We start from the raw sequence: 13,225 nt of genomic DNA, 5'->3' as shown, positions 1-13,225 counted from the left end.
GAAGCACTGCTCCCGGCCGTCCGTCTTTACGTCGCGGCGCTTACTCGGTCGCGGCGATCTGGTCGATCAGCTCTTTGCCGTAGGTCTCGTAGTACCCCTCATAGGCGCTCTCGATGGAGGCGCGGAAAGCGGCCCTCTGGTCTTCGCTCAGTTCGTTCACTTCCATGCCGCGCTCCTTCAGCGTCTCGACGCCGCTTTGCTCCACGTCATCGACGAAGGCGCGCATGGCGGAGACAGCCTCGGTCGCGCCCTTCTCGAAGGCAGCTTTGTCCTCATCCGACAGACCTTCCCAGAAGGGTTTGGAGACCAGCAGCATGGCGGGCGAATAGACGTGGCCCGAGAGTGTCAGGTACTTCTGCACCTCGTCGAGCTTGACGGAGACGATCACCGACAGCGGGTTTTCCTGCCCGTCGATGGTGCCCTGCTGGAGCGAGCTGATCACCTCGGGCCAGGCCATCGGGGTGGGGGCGGCGCCAGCGGCGTTGAAGGCTTCGAGGTGGACCGGGTTTTCCATGGTGCGCAGCTTCATGCCCGCGATGTCTTCGGGCGTCTCGATGGCGTTGCGGTTGTTGGTGATGTGGCGGAAACCCTGTTCGCCCCAGGCCAAGGCCACCATGCCCGCGCCGTCGAACTCGGCCAAGATGTCCTGACCGATCGGCCCGTCAAGCACGCGGCGCGCGTGGTCGAGGCTGCGGAACAGGAAGGGGATGTCGGTCACACCGGTGGCGGGGACGAAGTTGCTCAGCGTGCCGGTGGAGACGATGGTCGCCTCGACGGTGCCCAGTTGCAGGCCTTCGACGACCTCGCGCTCACCGCCCAGACCGGAGGAGGGGAAATGGCGGAAGCTGAACTTGCCGTCGGTTTCGGCCTCGACGACCTCTTGCCACTTCTGCGCCGCGACGCCGTAGTGGCTGTCGGGGGCGAGGGCGTAGCCGATCTTGACTTCGGTCTCGGCGCTCAGGGCTCCTCCGGTGAGCGCGGCCAAAGTGGCGAAAATTGCCGTGGGCTTGGTGATTTTGAACATTTTGTATCCTCCAGCGATCTTATTAACAAGGTCACGAAAACTGCTAGCGGCGGATGTTCAGAATGGCAATGGGGGTGGGCGCTTTGTGGACAATGAATCCACAGCAAAGCGCCGTTAAATTTCCGTGACGATATGATCGGGCGCGATGCCCGAGCCTTGGATCGCCGCAGCAACCTCTAACCCCAAGAGGGAGCCGTGGCCGGTGACCAGCGCCGTGGCGAAACCCGCCTGCGCCCCGCCGAGGATGTCGGTGTGCAGCGTGTCGCCGACCATCAGCACGCGCGCCGGATCGACGGGCTTTGCCCGGGCGAGGGCCAAGTCGAAGATATCGGGAAAGGGCTTGCCACAGAAATGCACCGCCACGCCGGTCACGTCGATCAGACGATGCGCGAACCAGCCGGGTTCGAGCGAGAGGCCATCCTCACGCGGGGCGACGAGATCGGGGTTGCCGACGAACACGGGCCGGGGCTGGCGTTTCAGACTGGCCTGCAACAGGGCCTGCCGCGCCTCTGTCCACCCATCCGCCCCGACGAGGAGGAAACCTTCGGCCCGGTCATAGACAGCCGGATCATCCGCCAGAACGGTCGCGCCGAGATCGGCGATCTCTCCCATGTCCTTATCGGGGTTCAGCATCACGCCCCAGCGGCGCGCGGGCTCTTCGGCGACGCGGTGCAGCAGCGCCTCGCGGCTGGTGACCACCTCGTCGGCTGAGAAATCAAAGCCAAGCCGCGCATAGCGGTCCATCATATGCGCCTTGGGATAGGCGGCGGAGTTGCTGACGACCATGACCGATTTGCGCATCTCGCGCAGCGCGGCAATGGTCTGCGCGGCCCCCTTGATCGCGGTTTCGCCGACGTTCAGCACGCCGTAGGCGTCAAATAGGATCAACTCATAGTGCGCGACAATATCAAGGAAACGGGCGGCCTCCACCCCATGGCCGAGCTTGTCGCAGGCGGGCAGTCGGGGGCGCAGGCGCTGGTATTCGGCCAGCGCCTGCGCGGGGTCTATGGCGACGTTCACAGGATGCGGCGGCGCAGGAAGGCCGAGATCACCTCACCGATGATCACCAACACGATGATCGCGATGAGGATCGTGGCGACCTCGGGCCAGTTGAAGGTGTCGATGGCCCCTTGCAGGATGATCCCGATGCCGCCCGCGCCGACGAGGCCCAGAACGGTGGATTCACGCAGGTTGATGTCCCACCGCAGGATCGAGACAGCCCAGAAGGTCGGCATGACCTGCGGCACGATGGCATAGGCGATGACCTTGAACCGCGAGGCGCCGGTGGCCTCCAATGCCTCGACAGGACGGCGGTCGATCTCCTCGATCGCTTCGCCCAGAAGCTTGCCGATGAAGCCGATGGAGCGGAACATGATCGCCAAAATGCCCGCCACCACGCCGGGGCCGAAGATGGCCACGAAGAGAAGCGCCCAGATGATCGTGTTCACCGACCGCGAGGTCACGAGGATCAGCCGCCCGAGCCAGAGGGTGGCCCGGTTGGGCGTGGTGTTCTGCGCCGCGATATAGGCCACCGGCAGCGACAGCAGCACCGCAAAGGTGGTGGCGAAAGTGGCGATGTTCACCGTGTCCCAAAGCACTTTGAGGATGGTTTCGAGGTTGCTGGGGTCGGGCGGATACATGCGGCCAAAAAGGTCGCCGATCTGCTCGGGCGCGCCCCAGACCCAGGCCCAGATGACCTCTATCGAAGTCAGGGCCCAAGCGATGGCGAGGGCGCAACCCAGAAGCACGCCGTAGCGCGTGAGGCGTTGGCGCAGGGTGAAACGGGTCCAGTCGTCGCGGCCGAATTTCTCTGCAATCGTCGTCATTGGATGCGCTTTCTGATCACGCCGCTGACGGCTTCGGAGACAAGGATGACACCGACGATGACCATGGTGATCGCCAGCGCGAAGTCATAGTCGTAGCGGCCAAAGGCATTGGCGAGCGTCGCCCCGATGCCGCCCGCGCCGACGATGCCCACCACCGCCGAGGCGCGCAGGTTGCTGTCGAGCTGATAGATCGTGAGGCCGATCTGGCGCGGCATGATCTGGGGAAAGATCGCGTAGATCAGGGTCGAGAAATAGGGCGCACCGGCGGCGCGCATGGCTTCGACCTGACCGAAGTCGATCTCCTCGATCCGTTCGGCCAGCATCTTGGCGACGAAGCCGATGGAATAGACGATCAGCGTCAGCACGCCTGCGAAGGGGCCGAAGCCCACGGCCTTGACGAAGAGGATCGCCACGATCACCGGGTGAAAGCTGCGCGCCACGATGATGATGGCGCGGCCCAGATAGAAGATCGGCTTGGGCGCCACGTTGCGCGCCGACATGAAGGCGATGGGGATCGACAAAAACACCCCGCCCGCGGTGGCGAGGATGGCGATCTTGAGGCTCTCAAGAAAGCCGTCGATCAAGAGGCCCGAGCGTTCGAAACTGGGCGGAAAAGCCCCGCCAAAAATGCGCCCGGCACGGCCCAGCCCTTCGGCGACGCGGTTCCAGTCAATCGGCATGGTCAGACCGACCCAACCGAAATAGGCCACCGCGCCCAAGATCACCGCCCACCGCAGCACCGGGTTGGCGATGAAGGGTGGTTTTTTCCAACTGTCCCGTGGCGCGCTCATGCCGCGGCCCCATCTTTGGCGCGGTCCGCATGGGGGCTGCCGGCGTAAATCTGGTCCATCGCGGCTTGGTCGAGCTTGCCCGGTTCATCGTCGAAAATGATCCGGCCATAGCGCATGCCGACGATACGGTCGGTGTATTCCTTGGCCTCGGTCACGTTGTGGATGTTGATCAGCACCGGCAGTTTCAGCTCACCGGCGAGGTCGCGCAGCAGGCCCATGATCTGCTCTGACGTTTTGGGGTCGAGCGAGGCGGTCGGCTCGTCGGCCAGCAGGATGTCGGGGTCTTGCATCAGGGCGCGGACCACGCCGACGCGCTGGCGTTCGCCGCCCGAGAGCTGGTCGGCGCGGGTGTTGGCATATTGCGCGATGCCGACGCGCTCCATCAGCTCATAGGCGCGGCGGATGTCGGCCTTGGCATAGCGGCGGGTCACGGCGGACCATGTCGAGATGTAGCCCAAGCGACCGGACTGGACGTTCTCCATCACCGTGAGGCGGTCGACGAGGTTAAAGCCTTGAAACACCATGCCGATCTTGCGCCGTGCGGCGCGCAGGTTGCGGCCCCGCAGGTTGGTCAGTTCGGTGCCGTTGAGCATGATCGACCCCGAGGTCGGCTCCACCAGTCGGTTGATGCAGCGCAGCAGCGTCGATTTGCCCGCGCCGGAGGAACCGATGATAGACACGACGCTTTCGCCCTCGATCGTCAAATCGAGGTTCTTCAGCACCGGATCACCGCTGCCATAGCGTTTCACGAGGTCGGAGATTTTCAGCATTTAATGTACCTTAAACGTGGGGCCGACCGCTTGGTCGGCCCCCGGTGTTGAACGATTATTCAGCCGCGAGGCCCTGCGGCGTGTACTCGACGCCGTTCGCCTTCTGGATCTGACGGATCACCGCCCACTGGTCCTTGTAGGTGATCGGGACGAACTTGCTCACGCCCGCGAATTCCTCACCCAGTGCGGTGCCTTCGAAATCGAAGGAGAAGAAGGCTTCCTTGATCTTTTCCTTCAGCTCGGGCGCGAGGTCATGCGCGACACCGTAGGAGGTTGTCGGGAAGGGGTCGCTTTCCCAGACGATGCGCACCTCCTCGGGGTCATAGAGACCGCGCTCGGCCATACGGTCGACCACTTCAGAGGCCACCGGGGCCGCGTCATAGTCGCCCGCGACAACGCCCAGCATGGATTGGTCGTGGCTGCCCGAATAGGTCACTTCGTAGTCTTCGTCCGGCACGACGCCCAGATCGGGGAAGAGCGCGCGGGGCGCTTGGTTGCCGGAGTTCGAGGTGGGCGAGGTATGCGCGATGCGCTTGCCGGCCAGATCCTTCATCTCTTTGATGTCGCTGTCGGCCTGTGTGTAGACCTGCAGCTTGTAGCCGAACTGGCCGTCCTCGGCACCCATGATGGCAAAGGGCTCGACGCCCGCGAGGTTCACGGCAAAGGGCGTGGGACCGGTGGAGAAACCGGCGATATGCAGGCGGCCTGAGCGCATCGCCTCGACCTCGGCGGAGTTCGACTGCACGGCAAAGAACTGCACGTCCTTGCCGGTCACGTCTTCAAGATGCTCGATGAAGGGGGTCCAGATGTCTTCGTAGATCGCCGGGTCTTCGACGGGCGTGTAGGCGAAAACCAGCGTTGAGGGGTCTTTCAGCATATCGGGATCGGTCGGCGCATCGGCGACCAGATCGCCATCGGCGTCGCAGAACATCTTGTCCAAGGCGCCGCGATCGCAATCCTCTTGCGCGAAGGCAAGGCTGCCCGTCAGTGTGAAGGCCGCGGTGAGACCTGCGGCGAATAGGTATTTATGAGACATTGCGTTCTCCTCCCTGAGAATCCGCGCATCTGGCGCGAAATACAATAATGCGCAGATACGAACATCGAACAGTTTCGTTTGCAAGCTGTTCCGGCGCGTCGGCGGACAAAATTGTCACAAAGCTGTAACATCTCCCACCGCAGAGCGGGGAAGGCCAGGGCGCGGTTTAACCAGTCGAAACAGGGGCTTCAGAGATCGAGTTCGATCTTGCGCACCCGGTCGCGCAGCAGGGTTTTGGAAACGGTCAGCAAATGCTGCTCCATCGCGGCGGCGGCGCCGAGCGTATCGCGCCGGGCGATGGCGTCGTTCAGGGTCATATGCTGCTCGCCCAGAACCTGTAGCGTTTCGGGGGCGTGATAGGTCCGGCGGCGCGAGGTCCATGCCACTTCGCGGCGCACCGCGCGGATGGATTCGTAGACCGTGAGGAACAGCGGATTCCGCGCCATCTCAGCAATCTTGTAGTGGAACATGTCATCCGCCGCCTCATAGGCGTCCGGGTCGCTAAGGTTTAGAGTGGCGCGCATCAACTGGTCCAACCGCTCGATCTCTTGCGGGCGGGCGCGGTCAGCGGCGAGGGCGGCAAGGGCAGGCTCGACCTCTAGCCGCACTTCCATAACGTCGCTTGGCGTGACCTGCCGCGCAAGGTGGCGCAGGCTGTCGGCATTGGTCGCGGGGGGCGGTGTGGCGAATGTGCCTTGGCCGTGGCGGCGGTAGATCGTGCCGTCCTCTTGCAACAGGCCAAGTGCCAGCCGCAGCCGCGCCCGGCTCACGCCGAAATGCTCGGCCAGCGCCCGTTCGGGCGGCATCCGCCCGTCGTTCAGGATGTCCCCTTGGCGGATCGCTCCGCGCAGCCGCTCGGCCAATTCATCTTCACTTGGGGCGGACTGGGGGGGCTGTGTCATGAGATGGAAAACGCTTCAAATAAATCAATGAACATACGCAGAGAGGTTACCATTAGGAAAATTCCAAAGGCAAACCGAAGCGCCCGGCGCGGGATGCTATGGGCTAGTTTCACACCCACATGGGCAAAGCTGGAGGTGAGCGGAATGATGATCGCCGCCGCGGCAAGGTTCACATAGCCGAGCGAGAAGGGCGGCAGCCCCTCGGCACCGAGGCCGGTGAGCGCATAGACCACTGCACCGGGCAGGCCGATGATGAAACCGATCGCGGCAGAGGTGCCCACGGCGCGGCGGATGTCGTAGCCCAGAAAGTTCAACAACGGCACGCCAATGGTGCCGCCCCCGATGCCCATCATCGCCGACAGCCCGCCGGTGACGACGCCCAAGACCGCCCAAATCGGCTTGGCAAAGCCGCGCGGGGTGGGGTCGTCCTTGGTCTTGCGAAAGATCATGTCGAGGGCGACGATGGCGGCCACGGTGGCAAAGACGCCGACAAGGATCAGCCCCGAGACATAGCCCCCCAGAAGCGCGCCGATTACGACGCCGACCAGCAGCGATGGCGCCCAGAGTTTCAACAGGTCCATATCAATCGCGCCGCGTTTGAAGTGACCATAGCCCGACGATAGCGAGGTAAAGACGATGGTCGCCAGGGACGTACCCACCGCGACCTGCATGGTGATCGCCGGATCCATTCCCGCCGTCGACAGCGCAAGATAAAGCGCGGGCACGATGACGATGCCGCCGCCCACACCAAGCAGCCCTGCAAGGATGCCGCCAAAGACCCCGGCGGAAACCGCAATGGCGAGAAGGGGCAGAAGCTGGCTGAAATCGAGCGCGTTCATATGGTTAATCTTTCTTTGTCTCTAAATCTGTCGCCAGCGACCGGCTGGGCTTGCCCGCCGCCTTGCGGGCCTCTTCGGCGCGGGTGATCGCCGCATCAATCGGCGCGCGGTCCGATGTGCCCGAAAAATTGTCGAGGCTCGGCATCGCTTCGGCCACATGCAGATAGCGCTCTCCGGCGACGTCGAGCAGGCGGTCAAGTTCGCTCAGCGGATCGCCGTGGTCATCGACGCGCAGGTCGAGATAGGCATGGTCCTGCCCGCGGTGGATCACCAGCCCCGCGGCTTGACGCCCGCGCATGTCGCCGCCCGCCTCTTCGCCCGCGCGCATGGCGGCGAGCAGACGTTCGGCCATCGGCAGATCATGGCGCGCGGCGTAGGTCTCGAACGTGGCCTCCACCACCTCCGGCCCGGTCAGCATATTGCCCGCGACGGAGTGAATGGTCCCCACTCGGTGCCCGGCCCAATCGACACAGCCCGCACCGGTATGCGCGGCGAAGTTTCCTTGGGCATCGAGCATGTGGCACTGCCGGATATCGCGCCCAGCATCGCGCGCGGCAAATTCCTTCAGCAGCGCTTCGGCGGGGTCGCCGCTTTCCAGCATGCGCCGGCCTTCGGTCCCCCAAAGCGGGTTAACGAAAGCCTGCGTGGCCACGGCGACGCGCCGCCCGATATAGGGCACGGCGGCCCCGCAGGCGAAAAAGCGGCTCGCCACGGCGATGCCGATCTCATGGCTTTCGGGGTCACGGGCGATGATGGAATAGGTCATGGGTTAACGTCCTACGGCATAGGCCTGCATCAGGCGGGGGGTCGCGGCGGCCTGAAGGCTGCCATCGGGATTGCGCAGCGCGGCGGTCATCCGCCCCACCGACCACGGCTCGGCCACGGTGACGATATGCCCTCGTGCGCGCAGCGCGTCGATGACCGCGGGGCCGACATTGGGTTCGATCATCATCTCACCGGGTAGGGCTTGGCGGGGGAAGAAACTGCTTTGGAAATGCAGCGTGTGGAACAGCGGCGCGTCCATCCCCTCTTGCAGGTCAAGGCCGTGGTGCACGAAACGCAGGAACCAGATCAGCTGCCATTGGTCCTGCTGGTCGCCGCCCGGCGTGCCAAAGACCAACTGCCGCCCATCGGCATGTTCGGCGAAAGAGGGGGTCAGCGTGGTGCGCGGACGCCGTCCGGGGGCGAGGGAGGTGGGCAAACCCCGCTCAAGCCAGAACATCTGCGCGCGGGAGTTCAACGGAAAACCAAGCCCCGGCACCACCGGATTGCTCTGCAACCACCCGCCCGAGGGCGTGGCCGAGACCATATTGCCCCAGCGGTCGATCACATCGAGATGCACGGTATCGCCGCGTTTCTCGGTCAAATGCGCCATCGTCGGCTCTTGCGGGGCGGCGTTCTGAACGCCGAAATCACGGGCCGCGCGTTCGATATAGCGCTCGGCCAGATGCTCCAGCCCCGCGATCACGCCGGGGCGCTGTTCAAGCGATGCCTTGCCGTTCACCAGCTTCGCGCGTTCCGCGTTATAGGCATCAGAGAGCAGCTCTTCCATCGGGATGATGCTCTGCTCGGGGTCGCCGTAATAGGCCTCGCGGTCGGCATAGGCGAGTTTCATCGCCTCGATCACCGTATGGGTAAAGGAAGCGCCCATCGGATCCATCGCGGCAAGATCGAAATGTTTGAGGATCGCGAGGGTCTGCAAGAACACCGGCCCCTGCGACCAAGCGTGGGTCTTATGCACCGTCCAGCCGTGGTATTCGTAGGTCAGCGTGTCCTCATAGCTGGCCTGCCATTTGGCCATGTCCTCGCGCGCCAGAAGGGCGCTGTTCTTTAGCTCGGACACGTCATGCACGCAGGCATCTTCGAGATAGTCGAAAATCGCATCTGCCACGAAACCTTCGGACCAGATTTTGCGCGCCGCTTCGATCTGCGCGCTGCGGTCTTCGCTTGTGGCTTCGGCCTCGCTGACCAAACGCTCATAGGTCGCGGCCAGATCGGGGTTCTTGAAGTTGGCGTTCGGCTCAGGCGCCGCGCCGCCGGGCGTCCAGACCGCGGCGGAGCTGGGCCATTCGGCGGCGAAATATTCGGCCAGCCCCTTGATGGTGTTCGACACGCGCGGCAGCACCGGATGCCCGTCGCGGGCATAGTCGATCGCCGGTTGCATCACCTCGCGCAGACCCATCGTGCCATGGTCGCGCAGCATCAGCATCCAGCCGTCAAAGGCACCGGGCACCACGGTGGAGAGAAGACCCGAACCGGGGATCAGCTTGAGACCCAGAGCCTCGAAATGCTCCAGCTTGGCGGCGGCGGGGCTGACCCCTTGAGCGCAGACGACCTTGGTCGCCTGTTTTGCCGCATCGTGAAAGATGATCGGCAGGTCGCCCGCCGGGCCGTTCAAATGCGGCTCGACCACTTGCAGGACAAAGCCCGCGGCGACAGCGGCGTCAAAGGCGTTGCCGCCTTTTTCAAGGATGCCGAACCCCACGGTCGAGGCGATCCAATGGGTCGAAGTGGTGACACCAAAGGAGCCGCGGATCTCGGGGCGGGTGGTGAAGGGGGTCATGTCGTCTCCGGTCAGTGTTCGCGTGGGTCGAGCGCGTCGCGCAGCCCGTCGCCCAGAAGGTTGAAGCCAAGCACAACCATGAAGATCGCGATGCCGGGCCAAAGCGCCATCCACGGCGCCTGATTGAGAAAGTTCTTCGCCGTGTTCAGCATCGACCCCCAAGAGGGCGCGGGCGGCTGCTGGCCAAGACCAAGGAAGGAGAGCGACGCCTCGGCGATGATGGCAGTGGCGACGGTCAGCGTGGCCTGCACCAACACGGGCGGCAGCACATTGGGGAAGATATAGCGGCGCAGGATGCGCGGCGTGCTCAGACCAATGGCGCGGGCGCTTTCGACGTAATCCTCGGCGGCGACGCTCAGCACCTGACCGCGGGTCAGGCGGATGAAGATCGGCGTGGCCGAGATGCCGATGGCGATCATCGCATTTGTCAGGCTCGGCCCGAGGAAGGCCGCAAGCGCGATGGCGAGGATCAGGAAGGGTGCTGCGAGCAATGCTTCGGTGCAACGCGAGATCACCGCGTCGGTCCAACCTCCGAAATAGCCCGCAACGATGCCCAAAGGCACGCCAAGCCCAAGCGCGATGGCGACCGAGACAACCCCGGCCAACAAGGAGGCCTGCGCGCCCCAAACCAGACGGCTCAGCACATCGCGGCCCAACTCATCGGTGCCCATCCAATGCGCCGCCGAAGGCCCCTTGCGCACCGCGCCCCAATCGGTGGCGGCGGGGTCGGGGATCGGCAGCAATGGGGCCAAGAGTGCGATGGCGCAGAAGAAGACCACCAGCACGCCGCCCAGCATGGCGCTGCGATGGGTGCGGAACTTCTTCCAAACCCGGTTTTCGGGACGGGCAGAGAGGACCGGATCGGCGGCGCTTTCGGCGTCGATGGTGATGGGTGTGGCAGGTTGAGCCATTATTGCTTCCTCAGGCGGGGGTTCAGCAGCACATAGGCGACATCGGCGAGCAGGTTCATGAAGATGAAGCCGACGGCGGTGACGAGCACGATGCCTTGGACCACGGCGTAATCGCGGTTGAACACGGCATCGACCACCAGCTTGCCAAAGCCGGGGATGGTGAAAATCTGTTCGGTCAGCACCGCACCCGCGATCAGCTCACCAAAGAGCAGGGCGGTCAGGGTGACGATCGGCGTCAGCGCGTTGCGAAAGGCGTGTTTCAGGATCACCCGGCGCTCGACCAGACCCTTGGCGCGGGCGGTGCGGACGTAGTCACTGCTCAGCACGCTCAGCATGGCCGACCGGGTGTGGCGCATCAGCGTCGCGGCCAGCGCCGTGCCCAGCACGAAGGCGGGCATGATCATCACGGTGATGGAGCGGATGGGGTCTTCGCTCAGCGGCACATAGCCCGAGGCGGGCAGCAGTTTCCATTTCACCGAGACCAGCAGGATCAGCATGATGCCCAGCCAAAAGTTCGGGATCGACAGGCCCGACAGCGCCACGACATTGGCCACATAATCGGTCACGGTGCCCTTCTTGACGGCAGAGAAGATGCCCGCAGGCACGCCGATCAACAGGGCAAAGATCATCGCCATCGTCGCCAGTTGGATCGTGACGGGCAGCTTTTCCCCGATCAGCTCAAGCACCGGCTGGTTGGTGCGCAGCGAAATGCCCAAGTCCCCCGTCAGCGCGTTGCCGATCCAAGTGAAATATTGCACCGGGATTGGGTCATTCAGGCGGTATTTCTCGCGCAGGAATTCCAGCACCTGCGGGTCGCGTTCTTCGCCGGCCATGGCCAGCACCGGGTCGCCCGGCAGCAGCTTTTGCAAGGTGAAGACAAAGACCGAGATCAGGATGATCGTCGGGATCGCGATCACCAGACGGCGCAGGATGAAGGACAGCATTTTGAAACGTCTCGCTCAGGGGAGGGGCACCGCCGGGACCGGCCCGGCGGTGCGGATGCAGAAGGGTTAGCCTTCTTCTTTTTTCATGCCCGCAAGGCGGATCATGCCGTCAGGATAGGGGGTGAAACCGGTGATGTCGGAATCCAGCGCCCAGATCCATGTCTGGTGGTAGAGGTACACGATCGGCATCTCTTCGTTCAGGATCGCGCGGGCAGCGGTATAGCTCTCGCGACGCACGTCTTGATCGTTGGATTTGCGCGCCTTGTTCAGCAGCTCATCCACTTCCGGGTTCGAGAACTTGGAATCGTTGATGCCGCCATCGGAGGTCATGAACTGGTGGATGTTGCCATCGGGGTCCACACGGCCCGACCAGCCGATCTGGCTGGCCTGATAGTCACCCGCCGATTGATCGGCCAGCAGCGTCGCGAATTCCTTGGAGGTGATCGAGATGTTGATCCCCGCCTCGGCTGCCATGGATTGCACGACCTGCATCAGCTGCAGCGGGATCGTGGTGTTGGGCACCTGCACCTCAAGGTCGATGCCATCGGCAAAGCCCGCTTCGGCCAGCAGTTCCTTGGCCTTTTCCACGTCACGTTCAGGCACGGGATAGTCGGTGCTGTACCAAGGCGAGTTTGGCGGGAAGGGCTGGTTGCCCGCGGCGAAGGCACCGTTGAAGACGACCTGATTGATCGCTTCGCGGTCGATCGCATAGCTCAGCGCCTGACGCAGACGTTTGTCGTTGCCCCAAGGGTTGTCGCCCTTTTCGCCATTGGCCACGTTGATCGTGATGCCCTGATAGCCAAGCGACACGGCGCTTTCCACGTTGATGCTGTCGTCACCTTCGGCCTGCGCGAGGTCGGTCGCGGCCAGACGCTCCAGCATGTCGATGTCACCCGATTGCAGGTTCGCCAGACGCACGGTGGTGTCGGGGATCGGCAGATAGGTGACGGTGTCGAAGTGGTATTCCTCGGCGTCGTAATAGTCGGCAAATTTCTCAAGCACGATCCGGTCTTGGGCCACACGCTCTTTGAACTGGTAGGGGCCGGAGCAGACCGGGTTCAGGCCAAAGTCATCGCCCGCGGCCTCAGCAGCGGTGGGAGAGACCATCATGCCTGCGCGGTCGGCGAATTGCGCCATCAGCGTGGCATCGGCATCGGCCAGATCAAAGCGGATCTCATGGCTGCCCAGCACTTCGACGCCGGTGATGGAGGAAAGCTCGGACTTGCGGCGCGAAGTTTCCATGTTCTGGCTGCGGTCGATGTTGGCGGCCACGGCCTCGGCATCAAAGGGCGTGCCATCGTGGAAGACCGCATCGTCGCGCAGTTTCATGGTCAGCTGTTTGCCGTCTTCGGAAAAAGACCATTCGGTCGCCAGCTGCGGGATGATTTCGAGGTCCGGGGTGATGTCCACCAGCTTGTCGCAAAGCGACGCGTAGACGATGCGGCCCACGAAGGTGCGCGACTGGTCGGGGTCCAGCACATCGGCATCGGATTGCAGCGCGATGCGCAGGTCAGCCGCCTGCGCGCCGAGGGTCGTGGCCCCCAGCAATGCAGCGGCAAGTGTCATTTTGGTCAGTGTCATGTCGAACTCTCCTGTCGTTTCAATGAGTCTGGGTTCAG

General features: G+C 63.6%; 13 protein-coding genes. All 13 read right to left on the bottom strand.

Features of this window, described 5'->3' with window-relative positions:
* Positions 1 to 40 precede the first annotated feature (40 nt).
* The 13 genes from J7392_RS20560 to J7392_RS20500 all read right to left on the bottom strand — a co-directional run bounded on the left by J7392_RS20560 (position 41) and on the right by J7392_RS20500 (position 13,187).
* Complete coding sequence (locus J7392_RS20560; RefSeq protein WP_209219194.1) at positions 41 to 1,024, bottom strand: TRAP transporter substrate-binding protein; 984 nt, start codon at positions 1,022 to 1,024, stop codon at positions 41 to 43.
* 114 nt (positions 1,025 to 1,138) lie between these two features.
* Positions 1,139 to 2,044 (bottom strand): HAD-IIA family hydrolase, encoded by a 906-nt coding sequence (locus J7392_RS20555; protein ID WP_209219193.1) that lies wholly within the window; start codon positions 2,042 to 2,044, stop codon positions 1,139 to 1,141.
* Positions 2,041 to 2,850, bottom strand: coding sequence for a phosphonate ABC transporter, permease protein PhnE (gene phnE, locus J7392_RS20550; RefSeq protein ID WP_209219192.1), 810 nt, complete (start codon positions 2,848 to 2,850; stop codon positions 2,041 to 2,043). Before phnE (J7392_RS20550) ends, J7392_RS20555 begins: the two co-directional genes overlap by 4 nt.
* Positions 2,847 to 3,641 carry a phosphonate ABC transporter, permease protein PhnE gene (phnE, locus tag J7392_RS20545; protein WP_209219191.1) on the bottom strand — a complete coding sequence of 265 codons (795 nt, stop codon included), beginning with the start codon at positions 3,639 to 3,641 and terminating at the stop codon, positions 2,847 to 2,849. The genes phnE (J7392_RS20550) and phnE (J7392_RS20545) overlap by 4 nt, the downstream gene beginning before the upstream one ends.
* Positions 3,638 to 4,411, bottom strand: coding sequence for a phosphonate ABC transporter ATP-binding protein (phnC, locus tag J7392_RS20540; RefSeq protein WP_209219190.1), 774 nt, complete (start codon positions 4,409 to 4,411; stop codon positions 3,638 to 3,640). The genes phnE (J7392_RS20545) and phnC overlap by 4 nt, the downstream gene beginning before the upstream one ends.
* A gap of 55 nt (positions 4,412 to 4,466) precedes the next feature.
* On the bottom strand, positions 4,467 to 5,447 hold the full coding sequence (gene phnD / locus J7392_RS20535) for a phosphate/phosphite/phosphonate ABC transporter substrate-binding protein (protein WP_209219189.1): 981 nt from the start codon (positions 5,445 to 5,447) through the stop codon (positions 4,467 to 4,469).
* 188 nt (positions 5,448 to 5,635) lie between these two features.
* Positions 5,636 to 6,349, bottom strand: coding sequence for an FCD domain-containing protein (locus J7392_RS20530; protein WP_209219188.1), 714 nt, complete (start codon positions 6,347 to 6,349; stop codon positions 5,636 to 5,638).
* A complete protein-coding gene (locus J7392_RS20525) occupies positions 6,346 to 7,188 on the bottom strand; it encodes a sulfite exporter TauE/SafE family protein (RefSeq protein WP_209219187.1) in 843 nt (280 codons plus the stop codon). The genes J7392_RS20530 and J7392_RS20525 overlap by 4 nt, the downstream gene beginning before the upstream one ends.
* Before the next feature lie 4 nt (positions 7,189 to 7,192).
* Positions 7,193 to 7,954 (bottom strand): DUF1028 domain-containing protein, encoded by a 762-nt coding sequence (locus J7392_RS20520; RefSeq protein WP_209219186.1) that lies wholly within the window; start codon positions 7,952 to 7,954, stop codon positions 7,193 to 7,195.
* 3 nt (positions 7,955 to 7,957) lie between these two features.
* Positions 7,958 to 9,751 (bottom strand): gamma-glutamyltransferase family protein, encoded by a 1,794-nt coding sequence (locus J7392_RS20515; protein ID WP_209219185.1) that lies wholly within the window; start codon positions 9,749 to 9,751, stop codon positions 7,958 to 7,960.
* Between the two features lie 11 nt (positions 9,752 to 9,762).
* Positions 9,763 to 10,662 carry an ABC transporter permease gene (locus tag J7392_RS20510; protein ID WP_209219184.1) on the bottom strand — a complete coding sequence of 300 codons (900 nt, stop codon included), beginning with the start codon at positions 10,660 to 10,662 and terminating at the stop codon, positions 9,763 to 9,765.
* A complete protein-coding gene (locus tag J7392_RS20505; RefSeq protein ID WP_067264018.1) occupies positions 10,662 to 11,606 on the bottom strand; it encodes an ABC transporter permease in 945 nt (314 codons plus the stop codon). Before J7392_RS20505 ends, J7392_RS20510 begins: the two co-directional genes overlap by 1 nt.
* Before the next feature lie 66 nt (positions 11,607 to 11,672).
* A complete protein-coding gene (locus J7392_RS20500; protein WP_209219183.1) occupies positions 11,673 to 13,187 on the bottom strand; it encodes an ABC transporter substrate-binding protein in 1,515 nt (504 codons plus the stop codon).
* Positions 13,188 to 13,225: the final 38 nt, after the last annotated feature.

This window comes from Sulfitobacter sp. R18_1, from assembly GCF_017743915.1.
Taxonomy (GTDB): domain Bacteria; phylum Pseudomonadota; class Alphaproteobacteria; order Rhodobacterales; family Rhodobacteraceae; genus Sulfitobacter; species Sulfitobacter faviae.
The sequence above is the reverse complement of the archived record's forward strand: the minus strand, read 5'-3'. Positions and strand labels throughout refer to the sequence as shown.

Bases quoted from the DNA above. Each gene is read 5' to 3' on its own strand.
- J7392_RS20560 (WP_209219194.1), bottom strand. From the start codon at position 1,024: ATGTTCAAAATCACCAAGCCCACGGCAATTTTCGCCACTTTGGCCGCG.
- phnE (WP_209219192.1), bottom strand. From the start codon at position 2,850: ATGACGACGATTGCAGAGAAATTCGGCCGCGACGACTGGACCCGTTTC.
- phnE (WP_209219191.1), bottom strand. From the start codon at position 3,641: ATGAGCGCGCCACGGGACAGTTGGAAAAAACCACCCTTCATCGCCAAC.
- phnC (WP_209219190.1), bottom strand. From the start codon at position 4,411: ATGCTGAAAATCTCCGACCTCGTGAAACGCTATGGCAGCGGTGATCCG.
- phnD (WP_209219189.1), bottom strand. From the start codon at position 5,447: ATGTCTCATAAATACCTATTCGCCGCAGGTCTCACCGCGGCCTTCACA.
- J7392_RS20530 (WP_209219188.1), bottom strand. From the start codon at position 6,349: ATGACACAGCCCCCCCAGTCCGCCCCAAGTGAAGATGAATTGGCCGAG.
- J7392_RS20525 (WP_209219187.1), bottom strand. From the start codon at position 7,188: ATGAACGCGCTCGATTTCAGCCAGCTTCTGCCCCTTCTCGCCATTGCG.
- J7392_RS20520 (WP_209219186.1), bottom strand. From the start codon at position 7,954: ATGACCTATTCCATCATCGCCCGTGACCCCGAAAGCCATGAGATCGGC.
- J7392_RS20515 (WP_209219185.1), bottom strand. From the start codon at position 9,751: ATGACCCCCTTCACCACCCGCCCCGAGATCCGCGGCTCCTTTGGTGTC.
- J7392_RS20510 (WP_209219184.1), bottom strand. From the start codon at position 10,662: ATGGCTCAACCTGCCACACCCATCACCATCGACGCCGAAAGCGCCGCC.
- J7392_RS20505 (WP_067264018.1), bottom strand. From the start codon at position 11,606: ATGCTGTCCTTCATCCTGCGCCGTCTGGTGATCGCGATCCCGACGATC.
- J7392_RS20500 (WP_209219183.1), bottom strand. From the start codon at position 13,187: ATGACACTGACCAAAATGACACTTGCCGCTGCATTGCTGGGGGCCACG.